Origin of the sequence: Klebsiella pneumoniae, assembly GCF_000742135.1 — a bacterium.
Lineage (GTDB): Bacteria > Pseudomonadota > Gammaproteobacteria > Enterobacterales > Enterobacteriaceae > Klebsiella > Klebsiella pneumoniae.
Window position 1 is genome coordinate 5,070,162 of sequence record NZ_KN046818.1, and the last position, 19,751, is coordinate 5,089,912.

Here is a 19,751-nt window from a genome sequence, read left to right on the forward strand (position 1 = left end):
CTCCGGCGGGGTTTCTTTTTTTCATTCCTGCATCACACGCCAATAGTCAAATCCAGCCTTTCCCGCTAAAGTTAATTTTCCACGGCGCGGAAGGAGACAAAAATGCTCTATATCTTTGATTTAGGTAATGTGATTGTCGACATTGACTTCAACCGGGTATTGGGAGCCTGGAGCGATTTAACCCGCATCCCGCTGGCGACGCTGAAGCAGCATTTCACCATGGGTGAGGCTTTCCATCAGCATGAGCGCGGCGAGCTCAGCGATGAAGACTTTGCCGCCGCCATGTGCCATGAAATGAATATGCCCCTCAGCTATGAACAGTTTGCTCACGGCTGGCAGGCGGTGTTTGTCGCGCTGCGCCCGGAGGTGATTACCATCATGCATAAACTTCGTGCCCAGGGGCATCGGGTGGTGGTGCTCTCCAATACCAATCGTCTGCACACCACGTTCTGGCCCGATGAATACCCGGAAGTGCGCGCGGCCGCCGATCGCATTTATCTGTCGCAGGAGATGGGATTGCGTAAGCCTGAAGCGCAAATTTATCTGCGAGTACTGGAAGAAGAGGGGTTTTCCGCCGCAGATACGGTCTTTTTTGATGATAACGTCGATAATATAGCAGGGGCCAACCGGTTGGGGATCACCAGTATCCTGGTGACTGGTAAGGAGACCATCCCTGACTATTTCGCGAAACAGCTATGCTAAAAACCGTTCATCAAAAATTACTCCACCATACCCGGCCGCTGCTGGCGTGGCTAAAGCTGCTGTGGCGGCGCATTGATGAAGACCATATGACCACCCTGGCGGGGAACCTCGCCTATGTGTCATTACTGTCCCTGGTGCCGCTGATTGCCGTCGTGTTCGCGCTGTTTGCGGCCTTTCCTATGTTCTCCGAAGTCAGCGTGCAGATCCGTCATTTTATCTTCGCCAATTTTATTCCGGCGACCGGGGATGTAATCCAGGGATATATCGAGCAGTTCGTGGCCAACTCCAGCCGCATGACCGCCGTAGGCGCCTTTGGCCTGATCGTCACCTCGCTGCTGCTGATGTACTCGATCGACAGCGCGCTAAACACCATCTGGCGCAGCACGCGCAGCCGCCCCAAAGTTTATTCCTTTGCCGTTTACTGGATGATCCTGACCCTCGGCCCGCTGCTGGCGGGCGCCAGCCTGGCGATCAGTTCCTATCTGCTGTCGCTGCGCTGGGCAAGCGACCTGGACGGCGTAATTGATAATCTGCTCCGCCTATTTCCGCTGATCCTCTCCTGGGCAGCGTTCTGGCTGCTCTATAGTATTGTACCGACTACCCAGGTACGTAACCGCGACGCGGTGATCGGGGCGCTGGTGGCGGCGCTGCTGTTTGAGGCAGGTAAAAAGGCGTTTGCCCTCTATATCACCACCTTTCCGTCCTATCAGCTAATTTATGGGGTGATTTCGGTGGTGCCGATTTTGTTCGTCTGGGTGTACTGGACCTGGTGTATCGTCTTGCTTGGCGCTGAAATTACTGTCACTCTCGGTGAATACCGCAAACTTGAAACAGAAGAAACAGAACAACCATGATTGCATTAATTCAACGCGTATCCCGTGCAAGCGTTACCGTGGCGGACGAGGTGACGGGCGAAATTGGCCCAGGGCTTCTGGTGCTGCTGGGCGTCGAGAAAGACGATGATGAACAAAAGGCGAATCGCCTTTGTGAACGCGTGCTGGGCTACCGCATCTTCAGCGATGCGGAAGGGAAAATGAACCTGAATGTCCAGCAGGCGGGCGGCAGCGTGCTGGTGGTTTCGCAATTTACGCTGGCGGCCGATACCGAGCGGGGGATGCGACCGAGCTTCTCGAAAGGCGCTGCCCCTGACCGCGCTGAGGCGCTGTATGAGTATTTCGTCGCCCGCTGTCGCCAGCAGGAAATGCACACCCAGACCGGAAGATTCGCTGCGGATATGCAGGTTTCTTTGGTCAATGATGGTCCCGTGACCTTTTGGTTGCAGGTATGACCCAGCTTCCGGGCAGGCTGCGGGTAACAAAAGAGAGTACGACTATGTATCACCTTCGTGTACCGCAAACAGCAGAAGAGTTAGAGAGCTACTACCAGTTCCGCTGGGAGATGCTGCGTAAGCCGCTGCATCAGCCTAAGGGATCGGAACGTGACGCCTGGGATGCGATGGCGCATCATCAGATGGTAGTGGATGAAGAGGGCAACCTGGTTGCCGTCGGCCGGCTATATATCAATGCGGAGAATGAAGCCTCCATCCGCTTTATGGCTGTGCATCCCTCGGTGCAGGATAAAGGGCTGGGGACGCTGATGGCGATGACCCTGGAGTCCGTCGCGCGTCAGGAAGGGGTTAAGCGGGTTACCTGCAGCGCGCGCGAAGATGCGGTGGAATTTTTCGCCAAGCTCGGATTTGTCAATCAGGGTGAGATCACCACCCCGACCACCACGCCGATCCGTCATTTTCTGATGATCAAACCGGTCGCGTCGCTGGACGATATTTTGCACCGCGGCGACTGGTGCGCACAGCTCCAGCAGGCGTGGTATCAGCATATTCCGCTGAGTGAAAAAATGGGCGTACGTATTCAGCAGTACACCGGGCAGAAATTTATTACCACCATGCCGGAGGCGGGGAACCAGAATCCGCACCATACGCTGTTCGCCGGCAGCCTGTTTTCGCTCGCTACCTTAACCGGATGGGGGCTTATCTGGCTGATGCTGCGCGAGCGGCACCTGGGAGGCACCATTATTCTGGCGGATGCGCATATCCGCTACAGCCAGCCTATTAGCGGCCGCCCCAGCGCCATCGCCGACCTCGGTTCTCTGAGCGGCGATCTCGACCGACTGGCGCGCGGGCGTAAAGCCCGCGTCCAAATGCAGGTGGAGCTTTTTGGCGACGATAAACAGGGCGCCGTTTTCGAGGGGATCTACATCGTGTTGCCGGCGAAGCCCTTTGGCTCGTACGAAGAGGGCGGCAACGAGGAAGAGTAAGCGCCTGGGGCAGTTATCGTCCTGGCGATGCCACACGCCAGGCGATATCCCGCATGGCATCACGCGCGGCGTTGCTGATGCCTCCCAGCTGAAAGAAGCCGTGGATCACCCCCAGATAGCGCTGACAGGAACTCTCCACCCCTTGCTCCGTCAGCCTTCGGTACAGCACTTCGCCCTCATCACGTAAAGGATCGAACTCCGCCGTCAGGATGTGGACCGGTGGCAGACCGTGAAAATCTTCGCGCCACAGCGGACTGGCATCCGGATGGGTAGCGGGTGTGGCCGCTAAATACATTTCGTAGCCGCTAAGCAGCGTGTCCCGGGTAATGATGTAATCCTCGCCGTTGCTGGCGTAGCTTGCCATGCTGGCGGTAGCGTCGAGCATCGGGTAAATCAGGATAAGCTGTGCAGGCTGCCATGTTCCCGCCGCTTTCAGGCGCAGGGCCGTGACCAGAGCGAGGTGCCCGCCGGCACTGTCGCCAGCCAGGGTGATACGTGATGCGTCAACGCCAAGCTGCTCCGCGTGCCGGTGGATAATCATGACACCTTGTTCTGCGTCATCGTGCGCCGCCGGAAAGGTATGCTCCGGCGCCAGGCGGTACTGTACAGCGATCACCCGGCAACCGCTGAACATGGCTAACTGACGGAGTTGGTTATCGTGGGTGGTAAAGCCGCCGCTGACAAAACAGCCGCCGTGGTAGTAGATAAGCGTGGGTAGCAGGCCGTCGGCAGTGGGCGGTGAAACGACGCGGAAGTGCATACCCTCCAGGGTGATATCCTCCACCCGCACTCGCGTTTCCGTCTCCCCGGCGAGTACCGCACTGGCGATATAGCCGGCCCTCCGATCATCAATATGCTGATCGCGTGATGACGGACGACCTGCCGCAATAAATGCCTCAACCAGCGAAGCAATCCCTTTTTCCAGCGCCATATGAAGTTCCTTATACTGTTTTAATATCCAGTGTTATAGCCTGGATTATGGCGAAAAGACAGGCCTGTTGAGGTCGCCTGTGCATTATGGAAAGCGGCTCGCAAAAAAGAGTTTACCTGACAAAATCCTGTTTGTTTCCGATTCCAAAAGCTCTAGATTGCTCATAACTTCATCACTGGTGATATACTTGAGGTATATATGAGCATGATGGCTGAAAGGGATATGGGCAGAATTCTTCTCGATTTATCAGACGATGTCATTCAACGTCTCGATGACCTCAAAGTGCAGCGTAACATTCCGCGAGCGGAACTGTTACGTGAAGCGGTTGAACAATATCTGGAGAAACAAGATCGAGCTAAAGATACCATCTCCAGTGCGCTGGGTCTGTGGCAAGACTGCGAAGAAGACGGCATGGAATATCAACGTCAGCTACGCAAGGAGTGGTAATGACCTCCGGATCTGCGCTTTTTGATACCAATATTCTTATTGATTTATTTAGCGGGCGTCGCGAAGCCAAACAGGCGCTGGAGGCCTGGCCACCGCAGAATGCGATCAGTCTGATTACCTGGATGGAGGTGATGGTTGGCGCTAAAAAATATCACCAGGAGCAGCGCACGCGAATGGCGCTGAGCACCTTTAATATCATTAACATCTCACAGGATATTGCAGAGCGAAGCGTTGCGCTGCGGCAGGAGTATAAGCTTAAGCTGCCGGATGCCATCATTCTGGCGACGGCGCAACTCCATCGTCTGGAACTAATTACGCGGAATACGAAGGATTTTGCCGGTATTCCTGGCGTAGTCACGCCGTACGAAATCCACCCTGAATAATTCGAGTGGCAGGAGGACGACAAGTGAGCGACAGACTCGTCTGAAACGAATATCTCCAGCCAAAGGTTGGCCTCTGATAACGGTCAGTGACGCGTGTGAATAATCCCTGCGCACGTTCGTGTCACAAGAAGGAAAACGGGCGACAAGAGCCGCCCGAAATCATACTGCAGAACTTACTCCCCTTCGCCGGGGAACATGAACGGGTTAATTGAGCTTCTGGCGAAGCCCTCCTGTTCCATGCGGGCGTCGAGCACCAGGGAGGCCAAATCGTCGGCGACGGCTTCGACTTTCGGATCCTTCTCCTGATACATAATCTTCAGGTAGGTTCCGCAGTCGCCGCAGCTTTCGGCTTTCACCGCCGCCTGCTCGTTGTCCAGCGACCAGTAGTGCAGGTCGCGGCTCTGCTCGCAGTTGCTGCACTTGACGCGTACTACGTGCCACTCAGTTTCGCACAGGTTGCAGTGCAGATAGCGCAGCCCCTGAGTGGTGCCGATTTGCACGATGCTGGAGACCGGCATCGAGCCGCACACCGGGCAGAACTGGCGCTGTTCGCCGTATTCGGCGCGCGCTTTTCCTGGGATCAGACTGGCCATCTGCGCCCAGTAGAGCGACAGCGCAGCCCAGATGAACGGCGCTTTGTCGCTACTGACGGAGGCGAAATCGGAAACAAACAGCGCGCTGGCCATCTGCTCCAGCTCCTGCTCAGAGGCTTTTTCCAGATTCTCAATGACCGCCAGCGCCGGGCCGCTCATTTCCGGCTTCAGCTCGGCAATCAGCGAGTGCAACAGCTTGTGCCAGTGCTTGTCGCGCGGCAGGACGTGGATATCCAGCGGCGGCTTGCCCTGTTCGCTGGCCGCTTTAATGCGGGCGGTGAGATCCATCTGCAGCGGATGGTCGTACAGCACTACTTCCTGGGCATGGGCAATCAGCGCGGCAAAGCGCAGGTAATCGCCTAGCGGGTTATTAGCGGCCAGCTCGCGCAAGCGTTCAGCGCGGCGGTTATACAGATTTTTCAGCCTGGGGAACAGTAACGGCGGAATTGCTTCCGCCGTGCGTTTCTCGCTCGAACCCAGCTCGTCTTGCGGGATTATGCGAATACTCATTCAGATGACTTTTCCTGTTTCTGGCGGACCTCTCGGTACCAGCGCGGGTGATGTTTCTTCGCCCACGTTTTGGTAACCCAGCCTTCCACCATCGCGGTAATGGTGCCTTTCACCCAGAGGGCGGCGTAGATATGCACCATGATAACCACAATTAACGCCACTGCGGCAAATGAATGCAGCATCAGCGCAAATCGGATCACCGGGATTGAGAAAGCCGGCGCAAAATACGGACGCCAGATGATCACACCGCTCACCAGCAGCAGTACCAGGAAGATAATCGCCGCCCAGAATACGCATTTCTGGCCGAAGTTATAGCGCCCGGTATCGCCCACCTCCTCGTTGACGACGATCTTACGAATATTCTTCGCCCAAAAGATATCATCCCGATTGATTAGGTTGTGATGCCAGTAACGGAAAAACATGATGATAAACGACGCGAACATCACCACCCCGACGAACGGGTGGAGAATTCGCGCCAGCTGCGGCGTGCCGAGGATATGCATCAGCCAGTTAAAGGACGGGAAGAAAAAGCCTAACCCGCTCACCGCCGCCAGGACGAAGCAGAAGGCGGTGACCCAGTGGTTGATGCGTTCCGGCGCCGTGTAGCGCACGATGGTGTCACGTCTTTTCATTTGCGCACCTCGTCTTTCTCTTCATGCAGATTGTCCTCTTCCTCTTCCGCGCGGTTCGGACCGACGCCGACGTAGTGGAAGATACTGGCTGCGAAGGTCGCGGCGAAGCCGACGGCCGCCAGCGGTTTCCAGATGCCTTTCCAGAACTTGACGGTCTGGCTGATCTCCGGGTTTTCCGGCAGGCCGTGGTACAGATTCGGCTTGTCGGCATGGTGCAGCACGTACATGACGTGGGTGCCACCGACGCCGGCCGGATCGTACAGGCCCGCATTGTCATAACCGCGGGTTTTCAGCTCAGCCACGCGTTCGCCGGCCAGCGTTTTCATATCCTCTTTGGAGCCAAAGTGGATTGCGCCGGTCGGACAGGTTTTCACGCAGGCAGGCTCCTGGCCGACGGTCACGCGGTCTACGCACAGGGTACATTTGTAGACGCGGTTGTCTTCCGGGTTCAGACGCGGTACATCGAACGGACAGCCGGCGATACAGTAGCCGCAGCCGATGCACTGCTCGGACTGGAAGTCGACAATGCCGTTGGCGTACTGAATGATCGCGCCTTCTGACGGGCAGGCCTTCAGGCAGCCCGGGTCCGCGCAGTGCATGCAGCCATCCTTGCGGATGAGCCATTCCAGCTTGTCGTTTTGTTCCACCTCCGAGAAGCGCATGACCGTCCATGACTTGGCGGTCAGGTCCGCCGGGTTGTCATACACCCCGACATTGTGACCGACTTCATCACGAATATCGTTCCATTCGGAGCAGGCCACCTGACAGGCTTTACAGCCGATACAGGTGGTGACGTCGATAAGCTTCGCCACCTCCTGCTGGTGGTCCCGCGCCTGAGGCGCGGGGGTGAAACCGTTAGTCGCGGAACGACGAATAATATCTTGCGATTGGTAAGCCATAAGTCGTCTCCGTTACACCTTTTCCACGTTCACAAGGAAAGCTTTGAACTCCGGCGTCTGCGTATTCGCATCACCGACGAACGGCGTCAGGGTATTGGCAATAAAGCCTTTTTTCGCCACGCCCTCATAGCCCCAGTGAATAGGAATGCCGATGGTATCGATATCCTTACCGTCAACTTTCAGCGTGCGAATACGTTTGGTCACCACCGCCTTGGCTTTGATATAGCCGCGGTTGGAGGAAACTTTCACGGTATCGCCGTGGCCGATGCCGAGCTTATTCGCCAGTTTTTCCCCGATCTCCACGAACTGTTCCGGCTGGGCGATGGCGTTAAGTAGCGCATGCTTGGTCCAGTAGTGGAAGTGCTCGGTTAGACGGTAAGTGGTGCCGACGTACGGGAACTTCTCGGCCTTACCCATCTGCTCGAGATCGCCTTTGAAGACGCGAGCGGCCGGGTTAGAGACCACGTTCGGGTGCAGCGGGTTGGTTCCGAGCGGCGTTTCAAACGGCTCGTAGTGTTCCGGGAAAGGTCCTTCCGCCATCTTGTCGATAGCGAACAGACGGCCCATCCCTTCCGGCTGCATGATAAACGGACCGACGTCGCTGCCAGGCGCGGCGGCGCTGTAGTCCGGAATATCCACGCCGCCCCATTTGGCGCCGTCCCATTTCAGCAACTGACGCTTCGGATCCCACGGTTTACCCTGCGGGTCCGCGGAGGCGCGGTTATACAGGATGCGGCGGTTGAGCGGCCAGGCCCAGGCCCAGCCCAGGGTATTGCCGAGACCGGATGGATCGGCGTTATCGCGGCGCGCCATCTGGTTACCTTCCGGCGTCCAGCTCCCGGCGAAGATCCAGCAGCCGCTGGAGGTGGTGCCATCATCTCGCAGCTGCGCAAAGGAGCTCAGCTGTTGGCCTTTCTTGACGATCACCGCGCCGGTTGCCGGGTCGGTGATATCCGCCAGCGCTTTACCGTTGCTTTCCATCGCCACTTCTTCCGATGCCGGCTCGTGTGGCGTGGAGTAGTTCCACGTCATGTTGAGCACCGGCTCCGGCGCCGGGCCACCCTCTTCGGCATACATCTTACGCAGGCGAGTGAAGATACCGGCGAGAATTTCACCATCGGTGACGGCGATCCCCGGGGCGTCCGCGCCTTTCCAGTGCCACTGCAGCCAGCGGCCGGAGTTGACGATAGACCCATTCTCTTCGGCGAAGCAGGTGGAGGGCAGACGGAACACTTCGGTCTGGATTTTCGCCGGATCGACATCGTTCGACTCACCATGGTTTTGCCAGAAGGTGGACGTTTCGGTATTGAGCGGGTCGATAGTCACGAGGAACTTCAGCTTCGACAGGGAAGCGACGACCTTGTTTTTGTTCGGGAACGAGGCGACCGGGTTAAAGCCCTGGCAAATATAGCCATTCACTTTGCCCTGATTCATCATCTCGAAGTACTGCAGAACGTCGTAGCTCTTATCCCACTTCGGCAGCCAGTCATAGCCCCAGCTGTTTTCCGCGGTGGCTTTGTCGCCGAAGAAGGCTTTCATCATGGAGACGAAGAACTTCGGATAGTTGCCCCAGTAGTTGACCTGGTCTTTCAGCAGCGGCTTCGGCGTGTTAGCCGTCAGGTAGGTCTGCAGGTCGGCCTGTTTTTCGTTCGGCAGCGACATGTAGCCTGGCAGGCTGGTGGAGAGCAGGCCGAGGTCGGTCAGACCCTGGATATTGGAGTGGCCGCGCAGGGCGTTGACGCCGCCGCCCGCCATCCCCATGTTGCCGAGCAGCAGCTGGATCATCGCCATGGTGCGGATATTCTGCGCACCGATGGAGTGCTGGGTCCAGCCGAGAGCGTACAGGAACGATGCGGTCTTATCCGGCGCGCTGGTTTCAGCAATGTATTCACAGACTTTGAGGAAGTCGGCCTTCGGCGTACCGCAGATGTTTTCGACCACATCCGGCGTATAGCGGGAAACGTGCTGTTTTAGCAGATTCCAGACGCAGCGTGGATGCTGCAGCGTGGTATCGCGTTTGGCGAAGCCGTTTTCATCCAGTTCATAGTTCCAGCTGGTTTTGTCATACTGGCGTTTTTCGGCATCGTAGCCGCTGAACAGACCATCATCAAAGCTGTAGTCCTCACGCACGATCAGGCTGGCGTTGGTATAGGCTTCGGTGTATTCGCGGTTGAATTTTTCGTTATTCAGCAGATACAGGATCACGCCCGACAGGAAGGTAATGTCGGTACCGGAACGAATCGGGGTATAGAAATCAGCCACCGACGCCGTACGCGTAAAGCGCGGATCGATAACGATGAGCTTGGCGCCGTTATGAATTTTGGCTTCCATCGCCCAGCGGAACCCCACCGGATGCGCTTCTGCGGCGTTACCGCCCATCACTACGACCAGGTTGGCGTTTTTAATATCAACCCAGTGGTTGGTCATCGCACCGCGACCAAATGTTGGAGCAAGACTTGCTACCGTTGGTCCGTGTCAGACACGCGCCTGGTTATCCACCGCCAGCATCCCGAGGGCGCGGGTGAATTTTTGCGTTAAATAGCCGGTTTCGTTACTGGAGGCGGAGGCGCACAGCATCCCGGTAGTCAACCAGCGGTTGACGGTGGTGCCGGCGTCGTTTTGCGCGATAAAGTTGGCGTCGCGGTCCTCTTTCATCAGCTTGGCGATGCGATCGAACGCTTCGTCCCAACTGATTTGCTGCCATTTATCGGAGCCTGGCGCGCGATATTCCGGGAATTTCAGGCGGCTTTCAGAATGGATAAAGTCCACCAGACCAGCCCCTTTCGGACAGAGCGCACCACGGTTGACCGGATGATCCGGATCGCCTTCGATATGGAAAATGGATGCTTTGGCGTTTTTCGCGCCGTCGCCGAGGCTATACATCAACAGCCCACAGCCGACAGAACAGTATGTGCAGGTGTTACGGGTTTCGCGCGTGCGCAGCAATTTGTACTGCCGTGTCTCCGCGAGCGCAGTTGCCGGGGCAAAGCCCAGCGCTGCTGCCGTGGTTCCCGCCATACCGCCAGCGCAGATCTTAAAGAACTGCCTTCTGCTGACCTGCATGGTTCGCTCCTTGTTTCGACATTGTCACATGTAGTTATTTGCTTTGCGGTGAAGGCCGCAAAGGTTCAGAATTAGGGCAAATTTCCCTCATTCCTGAAGGGATAAAAACAGAATACCACATTGTGTGTATGCCTGTTCCAATACGGTTAAAGCAAAGTGAACAAGAAGCCTCTCGAACAAATCAAAAATGTGACGAATGTCACAGGATATCGCCAGGTCTCCCTCTGGAAACGCGAGGATCTGCAACACCCTCAGCCAGATGAGTTAGCGGAAGAGGTGCCCGTCGCGCTGGTCTACAACGGTATCTCTCACGTGGTGATGATGGCCTCCCCGAAAGATCTGGAGCAATTCGCCGTCGGCTTCTCCTTATCCGAAGGGATTATCGAGCACCGGCGGGAGATTTTCGGCATGGACGTGGTAGCGGTGTGCAACGGCCTTGAGGTGCAGATTGAGCTCTCCAGCCGGCGTTTTATGGGCCTCAAAGCCCGGCGTCGCGCGCTGGCCGGGCGCACCGGCTGCGGCGTATGCGGCGTCGAGCAGCTCAATGATATTGGTAAGCCGGTCCAGCCGCTGCCGTTCACTCAGTCGTTCGATTTAGCCAATCTCGATCAGGCCCTGGCGCATCTTAACGACTTTCAACCGGTTGGCCGGCTCACCGGCTGTACTCACGCGGCCGCGTGGGTCCGGTTGACGGGCGAACTGGCGGGCGGGTTTGAAGACGTTGGCCGGCATGTCGCCCTGGATAAATTGCTGGGCCGGCGGGCGGAAGTCGGCGAGGGGTGGCAGCATGGCGCCGCGCTGGTCTCCAGCCGCGCCAGCTATGAAATGGTGCAGAAGGCCGCGATGTGCGGCGTCGAGATCCTGTTCGCGGTCTCGGCGGCCACCACCTTAGCAGTGGAAGTTGCCGAGCGCTGCAATCTGACGCTGGTGGGCTTTTGCAAGCCGGGCAGGGCGACAGTTTACACCCATCCGCAGCGTTTAATTGCGGGTTAAATATTGGTCAATAAATTTGAACAATGACAGCAAATCCTTCCGCTTTTTGTTTAGCGATGTGCGGGATACTATTTAACACATCAAGGCACAGCGCCTTATCTAAACAACTAAATGAAAGGGTTTATATCATGAAAAGCATCAAAACTTTTGTCGCAGTAATCGCTATGGCCGCCTCTTTCGCTTCCTTCGCTGCTGAAACCGTGACCGCAACCGCCTCCACAATGGACGGCGCGGAAGCGAAAATCGCCGCACAGGCGCAGGCTGCCGGCGCTTCGTCTTACAAAATCACCGAAGCGTTTACCGGCAACCGCGTGCATATGACTGCCGAACTGAACAAATAAGCGTATAGCAACTGTCGAAAGAGCGCCTCAGGGCGCTTTTTTTGTTTTCGTTTTCCGCTTCCCGTCTCTGCGAAATTTGCCAATATTTTCCTCTGCTACGAAAAAAATGTGGCTCTAATCACGTTTCCGTTCTTTTCTTGAATCCTCCTTTTTATGGCAAAGGAAAGGTCAGCACGCCTGAATATCTCGATTTTTTAACGCCATGAAATTTAAAGATATTAAAAACAGAAAGCGATGGAGATCACTCTCTTTAAATGGGATATGTATCACAAAAATAGGTGTTTCGCCGTACCTGTCAACTATTCACTGCGGTAATTTAATACGCATTATGTGATCTTCATTGCAAATAGAAGGCTTGTACTCAGGGAAAAATGTTGTCAGGCAAATGAGCGAGGATGCGTCATGAAAATTGGTATCGTTATTAGCGGCGGGGATGTTTCTGGAATGAATAATTTTATATTCCAGATAGCCAGGCAGGCTAATGCTGATATCACGCTGTTTAATGGCGGTATTCCAGGGCTACTGGAGAAAAGTCATCAGGATATGGCGTGGCGCGATCTGGTTGATTATTCAATTACCGCGGTGCCGATCATTACCTCGGGGCGAACCAGTCGCAAACTGCAGCGCAGTGAATATGAAAGCATTGCTAAAAAACTTAAATCTCTGCGTATTGATGTGCTCATTATGGCCGGGGGGGATGGCAGCCTGCAGTTTCTGAATACCCTTAGTGAATTTGAGATTAATTGCTTTGGTGTGGGAATGACTATCGATAATGATGTGTATGGCAGTGATTATACGATTGGTTTTTCCACGGCCTGTGAGCAAATTATTAAAGAAGTCTCTCGTTTAAGAAATACCGGAAGAGCGCTGCCCGGTCGGGTTTTTATGGTTGAGATATTAGGAGGCTATTGTGGAGAACTAACGTTGCAGTCCGCCATTAAATGTAATGCGGATATTGCCCTGATCCCGGAGGCACAGATGCCGTTGGCCGTGCTCGCGGAACGGATTACCCGGAAGCTGAGTACGCAGAATAGCGTCGTTATCCTCTGCTCAGAAGGCTATACCAAAGAGTACTCTCCTGGCTTTCAGGGGGCGATTGATACCATGATTAAACAGCTGGAACCACAAATAGGTGTCCGTATCCGTAAAACGATCGTCGGCTATGGTTTACGCAGCGGTGATCCAACCTGCGAAGAGATTTATCAGGGCACTATTATGGCCAGTGAAGTGGTTCGCTGTATTCAGTCAGGTATGAAAAATAAAGCCATAATAATTAATTCCAGTAACAAACCTATTCCGATTGATTTAGTCAGTATGAAAAAACGTCTGGTCGATACTGAAGGACATCATTATAAACTTGCCAAGCAACTCAATATTATTTGAGGAGACCCTCAATGCTGAAAATTTTATGCGTATGTGGCTGCGGCCTCGGTTCAAGCTTTGCCATTGAAATGACGGCGAAGGCAGTTTTAAAGAAGCTGGAAATTCCCGCTCATATTGAACACACCACCGTTTCCGAAGCTGGGGCCTTTAAATCAGATATGATTCTGACGCAAAAAACCTTTGCCGACATCTTAACTGCCGATGCCAGCGAAGAAGAAATTAAACGTGTTGTGGTGTTGAATAAACTTACTGATAAAGAGGAGATTGAAACTAAGATCGTCGCATTCTTAAAAGAACGTCATCTGAAGGTGGCTGATTATGAATAGCTTCGTGGCGTTTATCGTTAAGGATTTACTCGGCCAGGCATCCATTCTTATTGCTTTTATTGCCATGCTTGGCCTGATCCTGCAAAAGAAATCGCCAGGCAAAACCGCGGAAGGGACATTTAAAACGCTGCTCGGTTTCTTAATTATGATGGCCGGGATAAACATCATTGTCGCCACGCTGACCTTCCTGAATGATATCTTCACCCAGGGATTTGGCATGAAAGGCTATATTACCGATGTGGCCGCCATCGCTGGGTTAGCGAATCGGGAATTAGGTTCGGAGGTGGCGCTGACGCTGCTGGTGATCTTTGCCGTCAATATTATTATCGCCCGGCTGACGCCGCTGAAATATATTTTTCTGACCGGCCAGGCGCTGCTGTGGATGGCGACGATCGGCGCCGTGATTGGCTATAAGTCCGGGCTCACCGGCGTACCGCTGATTTTAACCGGGGGCATCTTCGGCGGCGTGATGGCGGTGTTAATGCCGGCCCTGGCGCAGCCGGTGGTCAGGCGCATTACCGGGTCTGACGATGTGGCCCTGGGGCACTTCTGTACTATCGGCTATCTGGTGCAGGCTGCGGTCGCTAAAGTTGTCGGCAAAGGCTCTCGCTCCACGGAAGATCTCGAACTGCCTGATAACTTTAAGTTTCTGCAGGATACCTATCTGGCCATGGCGGTGGTGATGGTGCCGATGTATCTCATCCCGGCTATCGCGGCGGGGCCTCAGTACATCGCGCAGTTCTCCGGCGGCATTAATTACCTGATGTATGCCTTCATGCAGTCCATTCAGTTTGTCGCCGGGGTCTTTGTCCTCTATAGCGGCGTGCGTTTATTACTCAATGAGCTGGTGCCGGCTTTTCGCGGTATCGCGATGCGTATTGTCCCGGATGCAAAGCCCGCTCTCGATTGCCCGGTGCTATTTCCCTATGCACCGAATGCGGTGATTGTTGGATTTCTGGCAACGACTGTCGGCTCGATTATCGGCATGCTGGTTTTCCCGATGTTCGGCCTGGCGATGATTCTCCCCGGGCTGTTAACCAACTTTTTCGCCGGCGGTACGGCAGGGGTATTTGGCAATGCGCTGGGCGGACGTCGCGGGGCGATGATCGGCGGGGTGATTCACGGCCTGTTTATCACATTTCTGCCGGCCATTCTGGTACCCATGCTGGAGAGCTACGGCTTTACGGGCGTCACCTTCAGCGATTCAGACGTCATCAGCTCCGGTCTGGTATTAGGCCACGCCTTCCAGAATAACTGGCTCTTTGTCGCCTTGTTTATTGTGTTTGTCGCCGCACTGGCATGGTTTGTAAACGGTAAATCCGCTAAGCCGAAAGGGGAAAGTGTTCATGAGTCTGTATAATTTTAATGAGATTTTAAAAATCGCTCAGGAAAGAGATTTTAAAGCGATTGGCTCGTTTAACTTGCACTGTATTGAGATGTTACCGGCTTTTTTCAAAGCCGCGCAAAACAGCCGCAGCCCATTAATGATCCAAATATCAACCGGTACCGCAGAGTATCTGGGGTATCGGTTACTGGTCGATGCCGTGCGTTCATTAGCAGACAGTGAAAATATCCCGACCTGCCTGCATCTCGATCACTGCTCCGATATTAAAGCCATCGAGACGGCAATGAATGCGGGCTTTTCTTCGGTGATGTACGACGGGTCTCACTTAAGCCTCGAGGAAAATATCGGTAACACGCGGATTGTGGTGGAAATGGCCCGGCCGCGGAATATTACGGTAGAAGGTGAGCTGGGGGCGATCGGCGGGTCAGAGGATGGAAAAGCGGTGGCTGCCGAAGATATCTGTTTTACTACCGTCGAAGACGCGACGCGTTTTGTGAAGGAGACACAGGTCGATATGCTGGCCGTCTCGGTGGGCACTGTGCATGGCCTGTACACCGGTAAAGCGCAGATACAGCATGCGCGGCTGAAGGCGATAAGCGAAGCGACGGGCGTGCCGCTGGTGCTGCATGGCGGCACAGGTGTCAGCGATGAGGATATGCGGCTGGCCGTCACCGAAGGGATTAATAAAGTGAACGTCGGAACGGAAATGAACGTGCAGTGGGTCGATCGCTGTAAATCAACGTTTGAGAAAGGAAAAGTAAATGACAGCGTACGGAAATTTTTAATTCCCGCCAACCAGGCAGTGACTGCCGTATTAATGGAAAAAATGGCGCTATTTAAATAGCGTTTTTACCGACACATATCTTTTGTTGCCTTGTCTTCCGCCAGGGAGGGAGCTTGCTATGTTTGAATCATTGAAAACGCTGTGGAAAAAAGAGCAAAACCCGCTGCAGGATTATGATCAACAGTCCCGTCAGCTGGCGGAAGAGATCGCCAGACTGGAAGGCGAATTACAGCGCCAGCCCGATAATAGCGACGTGCAAAAAACATTGATGTTGACTTACAACCGGGCATTATCGGTATATGCCAAAAGTAAGAGCCACCGGCAGGATATCGATGCGCTGTTTCTGCAGATTGATAATTTACGCAATATTATTCGCCGCAATATCTAGGAACAGAGAATGACCATAAAAGAACTGCTTATTGAGGCCGATGCCATTCAGGTTGGCGTTGTGGAGTCCGACTGGCAGCGGGTAATAAAGCTGGCTGCCCGCCCGCTGGAGGCAAAAGGCTTTATTTCGACGGAATATAGCCAGGCGGTGATCGACAATACTTTAAATCATGGCGCTTATTACGTTTTTGATGAAGGGATTGCCATCCCCCATGCCCGCCCCGAATGCGGCGTCAGACGCAACTGCTTTAGCCTGGTGGTGCTGGAAAAGCCTATTCCCTTTGCGGACAGTGAAAAAGCGGACATTGTTATTATGTTTGGCGCCCGGGACAGCAATGCGCATATCGAGGAGGGCATCCGTTCCATCGTCGCGCTGCTGGATAATAATGACACCATGGCCAAACTGCGGACGGCCCGCAGCCGGGAGGAGGTTGTCGCATTACTATGAACAGACATCTGACCCCAGGCTGCAAAACGGCCATTTTAATCAACGGCATTCCGGCGTCGGGGAAGAGCACCATTACCCGTTTGCTGGCGGAGACCTTCAGCCTGCCGGTATTGACCATCGACGGCATCAAAGAGCCGTTTATGGCGCGTCTGGCCCCGGTCGACCGGCCAATGAATCGCCAGCTGGGCTGCGCGGCGTATGAGGTGATCTGGTCGATTGTCGGCGCGTCGCCTGCCAGTATGGTTTGGTTGATCGACGCCTGGTTCGGCTTTCAGCCGCGGGAGACCTTGCAGAGACTGCTACAGCAGGCGGGCGTGGAGCAGGTGATTGAGGTCTGGAACCATATCTCTCCGGAGCTGGCCGTCGCGCGCTATGCCTCGCGGCTGGCGACGCGGCCGCCGGGCCACCCCGGAGAAGAGTATTTGCCGGAGCTGGCCCAGCTGGCCGGGCGGGCGCAGCCCATGTCGTTAGGACCTGTACTGACGATAGACCAGCGGCACCCGCTGCAAATCGAACCGGTTATTCAGTGGCTTGTAGGCACGATCGCCGAACAGCACAGCGGTTTTACAGATTACGCTTACTCGTCCTAGGGCATACCCGCCAGGCGCAGCAGCGCGGTCACCACGGCGGCGGCGATAATCACGCCGATCAGCGGGACCTTGCGCCAGGCGAGGAACACAGCGAAAGCAACGCCCAGAACGCGCGCCATACCGGCGAAATGTGCGCCCTCATAGAAAGTGGTGGCAAGGGCGACGGAAAAAAGCAGCACCGTCGCCGCATCGGAAAGCAGCGCCTGCGAGCGCTCGGAAAATGCCAGCCGATTGCCGAGCTTCGCGCCGCCGAGGCGCATCAGATAGGTTCCCAGCGACAGGATGGCGATACCGGCGATAAACAGCGTCATATTGCCCATTATTTTTTCCTCGACAGTAAACCGAACAGCGAAAGCAGCACCGGCAGCCCGGTGGGCACAAACGGTACGGCGGCAAGCGCCAGCGCGGCGCCGCTGGCGGCGCGGATCAGCGTAGTGCGGTTTTTAAAGGCCGGGATCACCAGCGCCAGCAGGATCGCCGGGAAGACCGCATCAAGCCCGATGGTTTCCGGCGCTGGCAGCAGTTTGCCGACGGCCGCGCCGGTTAGCGTACCGAGGGGCCAGATCAGCGCGACGCCAGCGCCGCACAGCCAGTAGGCCGCTTTGCGCTGCGCGGGGGTGGGCTGCGACAAGCCAAAGACCACGCTCTCGTCGTTCATAATGTGGCACCCGATAAAGCTTAAGGCGCGCCGACCAACCAGTTCGCGTACGGTCACCCCGAACGGGATATGACGCGCATTGACTAACAGGCCGGCGGCGGCGGCGGCCAGCGGACTACCGCCGCTGGCGACAATGCCGATAAACATGAATTCAGAAGCGCCTGCCAGCACGGACACCGAAAGCAAGAGCGGCACCCATAAAGGGAAGCCGTAAGCCACCGCCAGCGACCCATAGGACATGCCCACCACCCCGACGGCAAGGCAGACCAAAACAATCGCTTTTATCGTGTCTCCGCTGAGACTGGAGAGAGTTTGTTTCATATCACTTAGCCATATCGAACGAATTTCCATTATAATGAACACATAATGATCGTTTTTCAAGGCGAACGAATTGTTCGATATAAAAAACAAGGGGCGGGTATGACACAGCCAATCAGCGTTATCGCCAAAAGTCTGGTGCGGGAGCGGGCGCGGACCGGGCTTTCGCTGGCGGAAGTCGCGCGTCGGGCGGGTATCGCAAAATCCACGCTATCGCAACTGGAGTCCGGCAACGGCAACCCGAGTCTGGAAACGCTGTGGTCGCTCTGCGTAGCGCTGGATATTCCATTTGCCAGGCTGCTTGAGCCGCAGGTGAACAAAACGCAGGTGATCCGCCGCGGCGAGGGGACCAAAGTGGTGGCAGAGCAGGCGAACTATCAGGCCATTTTGCTGGCCGCCTGTCCGCCCGGCGCGCGTCGGGACATCTATTTGCTGCTCACCCAGCCCGGCGCCGACCGCATTTCGCATCCGCATCCGCCAGGCTCGGTGGAACATATTATCGTCACCCAGGGGCGGGCGCGGGTAGGGCTGACGTCGGCGCCGGAAGAGCTCGGCGAGGGCGACTATATCTGCTACCCGGCGGATCAGGAGCATGTTTTTCAGGCGCTGGAGCCGGATACGCAGGCCCTGCTGATCGCTGAGCAAAACTGACATCGCGTCGGCGGGGGACGCGCGCTCGCTGGACGTCATAGCCATATTGCGGGAAACTAGCTTTCCTATGCGAAAACAGGGATTTTTATGTCGCTGAAAGCCATTGCCAAACAACTTGGGATCTCCGTCACGACCGTCAGCCGGGCGTTGAACGGCTACGACGATGTGTCGCAGGAGACCCGCGCCCGGGTTGAGGCTGAAGCGCAGCGCCGGGGCTATCGCCCCAACACTTTCGCCCGCCGTCTGAAAATGGGCACCATCGATGCCGTTGGTCTCGTCTTTCCTGTCCGCCCCGCGCCGCTCAACAATAACGTTTTTCTCGAGATGGTCGGGGAGATCAGCCATGAGCTGGCGCGCAATGACATTGATTTGTTGCTGATCGCCGATGATGAGCAGGCGGATAAACATGGCTATATGCGCATGGTGCAGGGCCGTCGCGTCGATGCATTAATCGTGGCCCATACTCTGGATGACGATCCGCGGCTGGCGCAGCTGCAGGCCTCCGGCTTTCCGTTTCTGGCGCTCGGCCGTAGCCGCCTGGCGCAGCCCTACGCCTGGTTTGATTTCGATAACTATGCCGGCACCTGCCGCGCCACCCGCCATCTGATTCAACAGGGCCACCAGCGTATCGCTCTGCTGGGCGAGAACAACAATCAGGCGTTTATTTTGCAACGGCGTAACGGCTACCTCGATGCCCTGCGCGAGGCGGGGTTATCCGATGCATGGCTGCGTAGCGTGCCGGCGACGCGCCGCGGCGGCTATCAGGCCACGCTGGAGCTGCTGCGTCTGCCTGAGCCGCCTACCGCGATTATCACCGACTGCAACACCCATGGCGATGGCGCCGCGATGGCGCTCGCCCACCTGGGGCGTTTAACCGGCGACAACCGCGTCGCCCTGGTGGTGTACGACGGGTTGCCGCAGGACAGCATCATTGAGACCGATGTCGCCGCGGTGATCCAGTCCACGCGCCAGGGCGTGGGACGGCAGATTGCTGATATGGTGCGTCGCTTAATCGCCGGGGAGGATCTCGCCACGCTGCAGGTGCTATGGCAGCCGGAATTTTTCCCAGGTGAAACCGCCTGATCTTACCCCT

24 protein-coding genes are annotated in these 19,751 nt (G+C 55.7%); 17 read left to right on the forward strand and 7 right to left on the reverse strand.

Going from position 1 to position 19,751, the window contains the following annotated elements; genetic code table 11:
* Positions 1 to 102: 102 nt before the first annotated feature.
* Genes yihX through fabY form a run of 4 tightly spaced genes read left to right on the forward strand, consistent with a single transcriptional unit; the run spans position 103 to position 2,976 of the window.
* The gene (gene yihX, locus DR88_RS02070; protein ID WP_004151865.1) at positions 103 to 702 is read left to right on the forward strand and encodes a glucose-1-phosphatase; all 600 of its coding nucleotides are present in this window, start codon (positions 103 to 105) and stop codon (positions 700 to 702) included.
* Positions 696 to 1,556, forward strand: a complete 861-nt coding sequence (locus tag DR88_RS02065) for a virulence factor BrkB family protein (RefSeq protein WP_002882807.1) — start codon at positions 696 to 698, stop codon at positions 1,554 to 1,556. The genes yihX and DR88_RS02065 overlap by 7 nt, the downstream gene beginning before the upstream one ends.
* The gene (dtd, locus tag DR88_RS02060; protein WP_002882809.1) at positions 1,553 to 1,990 is read left to right on the forward strand and encodes a D-aminoacyl-tRNA deacylase; all 438 of its coding nucleotides are present in this window, start codon (positions 1,553 to 1,555) and stop codon (positions 1,988 to 1,990) included. The genes DR88_RS02065 and dtd overlap by 4 nt, the downstream gene beginning before the upstream one ends.
* A 44-nt stretch (positions 1,991 to 2,034) precedes the next feature.
* A complete protein-coding gene (gene fabY, locus DR88_RS02055; protein ID WP_004178031.1) occupies positions 2,035 to 2,976 on the forward strand; it encodes a fatty acid biosynthesis protein FabY in 942 nt (313 codons plus the stop codon).
* Positions 2,977 to 2,989: 13 nt separating this feature from the next.
* On the opposite strand, the gene DR88_RS02050 is transcribed toward fabY, so the two are convergent.
* On the reverse strand, positions 2,990 to 3,907 hold the full coding sequence (locus DR88_RS02050) for an alpha/beta hydrolase (RefSeq protein WP_004150353.1): 918 nt from the start codon (positions 3,905 to 3,907) through the stop codon (positions 2,990 to 2,992).
* A gap of 204 nt (positions 3,908 to 4,111) precedes the next feature.
* Here DR88_RS02050 and DR88_RS02045 point away from each other — a divergent pair, with 204 nt between their 5' ends.
* Positions 4,112 to 4,354: a ribbon-helix-helix domain-containing protein gene (locus tag DR88_RS02045; RefSeq protein ID WP_004150355.1), complete on the forward strand. Its 243-nt coding sequence runs from the start codon at positions 4,112 to 4,114 to the stop codon at positions 4,352 to 4,354.
* Positions 4,354 to 4,737, forward strand: coding sequence for a type II toxin-antitoxin system VapC family toxin (locus DR88_RS02040; protein WP_002882817.1), 384 nt, complete (start codon positions 4,354 to 4,356; stop codon positions 4,735 to 4,737). The genes DR88_RS02045 and DR88_RS02040 overlap by 1 nt, the downstream gene beginning before the upstream one ends.
* A gap of 173 nt (positions 4,738 to 4,910) precedes the next feature.
* Here the strand turns inward: DR88_RS02040 and fdhE are convergent, their stop codons facing one another.
* The 4 genes from fdhE to fdnG are packed head-to-tail and all read right to left on the reverse strand — an operon-like array spanning position 4,911 to position 10,434.
* On the reverse strand, positions 4,911 to 5,840 hold the full coding sequence (gene fdhE, locus DR88_RS02035; protein WP_004150358.1) for a formate dehydrogenase accessory protein FdhE: 930 nt from the start codon (positions 5,838 to 5,840) through the stop codon (positions 4,911 to 4,913).
* A complete protein-coding gene (gene fdoI, locus DR88_RS02030) occupies positions 5,837 to 6,472 on the reverse strand; it encodes a formate dehydrogenase cytochrome b556 subunit (RefSeq protein ID WP_002882818.1) in 636 nt (211 codons plus the stop codon). Before fdoI ends, fdhE begins: the two co-directional genes overlap by 4 nt.
* Positions 6,469 to 7,371 carry a formate dehydrogenase subunit beta gene (gene fdxH, locus DR88_RS02025; RefSeq protein WP_002882822.1) on the reverse strand — a complete coding sequence of 301 codons (903 nt, stop codon included), beginning with the start codon at positions 7,369 to 7,371 and terminating at the stop codon, positions 6,469 to 6,471. The genes fdoI and fdxH overlap by 4 nt, the downstream gene beginning before the upstream one ends.
* 12 nt (positions 7,372 to 7,383) lie before the next feature.
* Complete coding sequence (fdnG, locus tag DR88_RS02020) at positions 7,384 to 10,434, reverse strand: formate dehydrogenase-N subunit alpha (protein WP_085955160.1); 3,051 nt, start codon at positions 10,432 to 10,434, stop codon at positions 7,384 to 7,386.
* 156 nt (positions 10,435 to 10,590) lie between these two features.
* Between fdnG and fdhD the strand changes: the two genes are divergently transcribed.
* From fdhD to DR88_RS01970, 9 genes are all read left to right on the forward strand, one after another.
* Positions 10,591 to 11,427: a formate dehydrogenase accessory sulfurtransferase FdhD gene (gene fdhD, locus DR88_RS02010; protein WP_002882828.1), complete on the forward strand. Its 837-nt coding sequence runs from the start codon at positions 10,591 to 10,593 to the stop codon at positions 11,425 to 11,427.
* 128 nt (positions 11,428 to 11,555) lie between these two features.
* Positions 11,556 to 11,768 carry a YdgH/BhsA/McbA-like domain containing protein gene (locus DR88_RS02005; RefSeq protein ID WP_002882830.1) on the forward strand — a complete coding sequence of 71 codons (213 nt, stop codon included), beginning with the start codon at positions 11,556 to 11,558 and terminating at the stop codon, positions 11,766 to 11,768.
* Positions 11,769 to 12,170: 402 nt separating this feature from the next.
* Positions 12,171 to 13,151, forward strand: coding sequence for a 6-phosphofructokinase (locus tag DR88_RS02000; RefSeq protein ID WP_002882831.1), 981 nt, complete (start codon positions 12,171 to 12,173; stop codon positions 13,149 to 13,151).
* 11 nt (positions 13,152 to 13,162) lie between these two features.
* Complete coding sequence (locus DR88_RS01995; RefSeq protein ID WP_004151864.1) at positions 13,163 to 13,477, forward strand: PTS sugar transporter subunit IIB; 315 nt, start codon at positions 13,163 to 13,165, stop codon at positions 13,475 to 13,477.
* Positions 13,470 to 14,837 carry a PTS sugar transporter subunit IIC gene (locus tag DR88_RS01990; RefSeq protein ID WP_004150366.1) on the forward strand — a complete coding sequence of 456 codons (1,368 nt, stop codon included), beginning with the start codon at positions 13,470 to 13,472 and terminating at the stop codon, positions 14,835 to 14,837. Before DR88_RS01995 ends, DR88_RS01990 begins: the two co-directional genes overlap by 8 nt.
* On the forward strand, positions 14,824 to 15,666 hold the full coding sequence (locus DR88_RS01985; RefSeq protein ID WP_002882856.1) for a class II fructose-bisphosphate aldolase: 843 nt from the start codon (positions 14,824 to 14,826) through the stop codon (positions 15,664 to 15,666). The genes DR88_RS01990 and DR88_RS01985 overlap by 14 nt, the downstream gene beginning before the upstream one ends.
* Positions 15,667 to 15,724: 58 nt before the next feature.
* The gene (locus tag DR88_RS01980; protein ID WP_002882858.1) at positions 15,725 to 15,994 is read left to right on the forward strand and encodes a hypothetical protein; all 270 of its coding nucleotides are present in this window, start codon (positions 15,725 to 15,727) and stop codon (positions 15,992 to 15,994) included.
* Positions 15,995 to 16,003: 9 nt separating this feature from the next.
* Positions 16,004 to 16,441, forward strand: coding sequence for a PTS sugar transporter subunit IIA (locus tag DR88_RS01975; RefSeq protein ID WP_002882861.1), 438 nt, complete (start codon positions 16,004 to 16,006; stop codon positions 16,439 to 16,441).
* Positions 16,438 to 17,031: a P-loop nucleotide/nucleoside kinase family protein gene (locus DR88_RS01970; RefSeq protein WP_025861486.1), complete on the forward strand. Its 594-nt coding sequence runs from the start codon at positions 16,438 to 16,440 to the stop codon at positions 17,029 to 17,031. The genes DR88_RS01975 and DR88_RS01970 overlap by 4 nt, the downstream gene beginning before the upstream one ends.
* Here DR88_RS01970 and DR88_RS01965 read toward each other — a convergent pair.
* A complete protein-coding gene (locus DR88_RS01965) occupies positions 17,028 to 17,351 on the reverse strand; it encodes an AzlD domain-containing protein (protein WP_002882863.1) in 324 nt (107 codons plus the stop codon). The two genes, DR88_RS01970 and DR88_RS01965, sit on opposite strands and share 4 nt — an antisense overlap.
* Positions 17,351 to 18,010 (reverse strand): AzlC family ABC transporter permease, encoded by a 660-nt coding sequence (locus DR88_RS01960; protein ID WP_004195589.1) that lies wholly within the window; start codon positions 18,008 to 18,010, stop codon positions 17,351 to 17,353. The genes DR88_RS01965 and DR88_RS01960 overlap by 1 nt, the downstream gene beginning before the upstream one ends.
* 99 nt (positions 18,011 to 18,109) lie before the next feature.
* On the opposite strand from DR88_RS01960, the gene DR88_RS01955 reads away from it, so the two are divergent.
* Positions 18,110 to 18,658 carry a helix-turn-helix domain-containing protein gene (locus tag DR88_RS01955; RefSeq protein WP_002882865.1) on the forward strand — a complete coding sequence of 183 codons (549 nt, stop codon included), beginning with the start codon at positions 18,110 to 18,112 and terminating at the stop codon, positions 18,656 to 18,658.
* Positions 18,659 to 18,745: 87 nt separating this feature from the next.
* Positions 18,746 to 19,741 (forward strand): substrate-binding domain-containing protein, encoded by a 996-nt coding sequence (locus tag DR88_RS01950; protein WP_004150369.1) that lies wholly within the window; start codon positions 18,746 to 18,748, stop codon positions 19,739 to 19,741.
* Positions 19,742 to 19,751 lie beyond the last annotated feature (10 nt).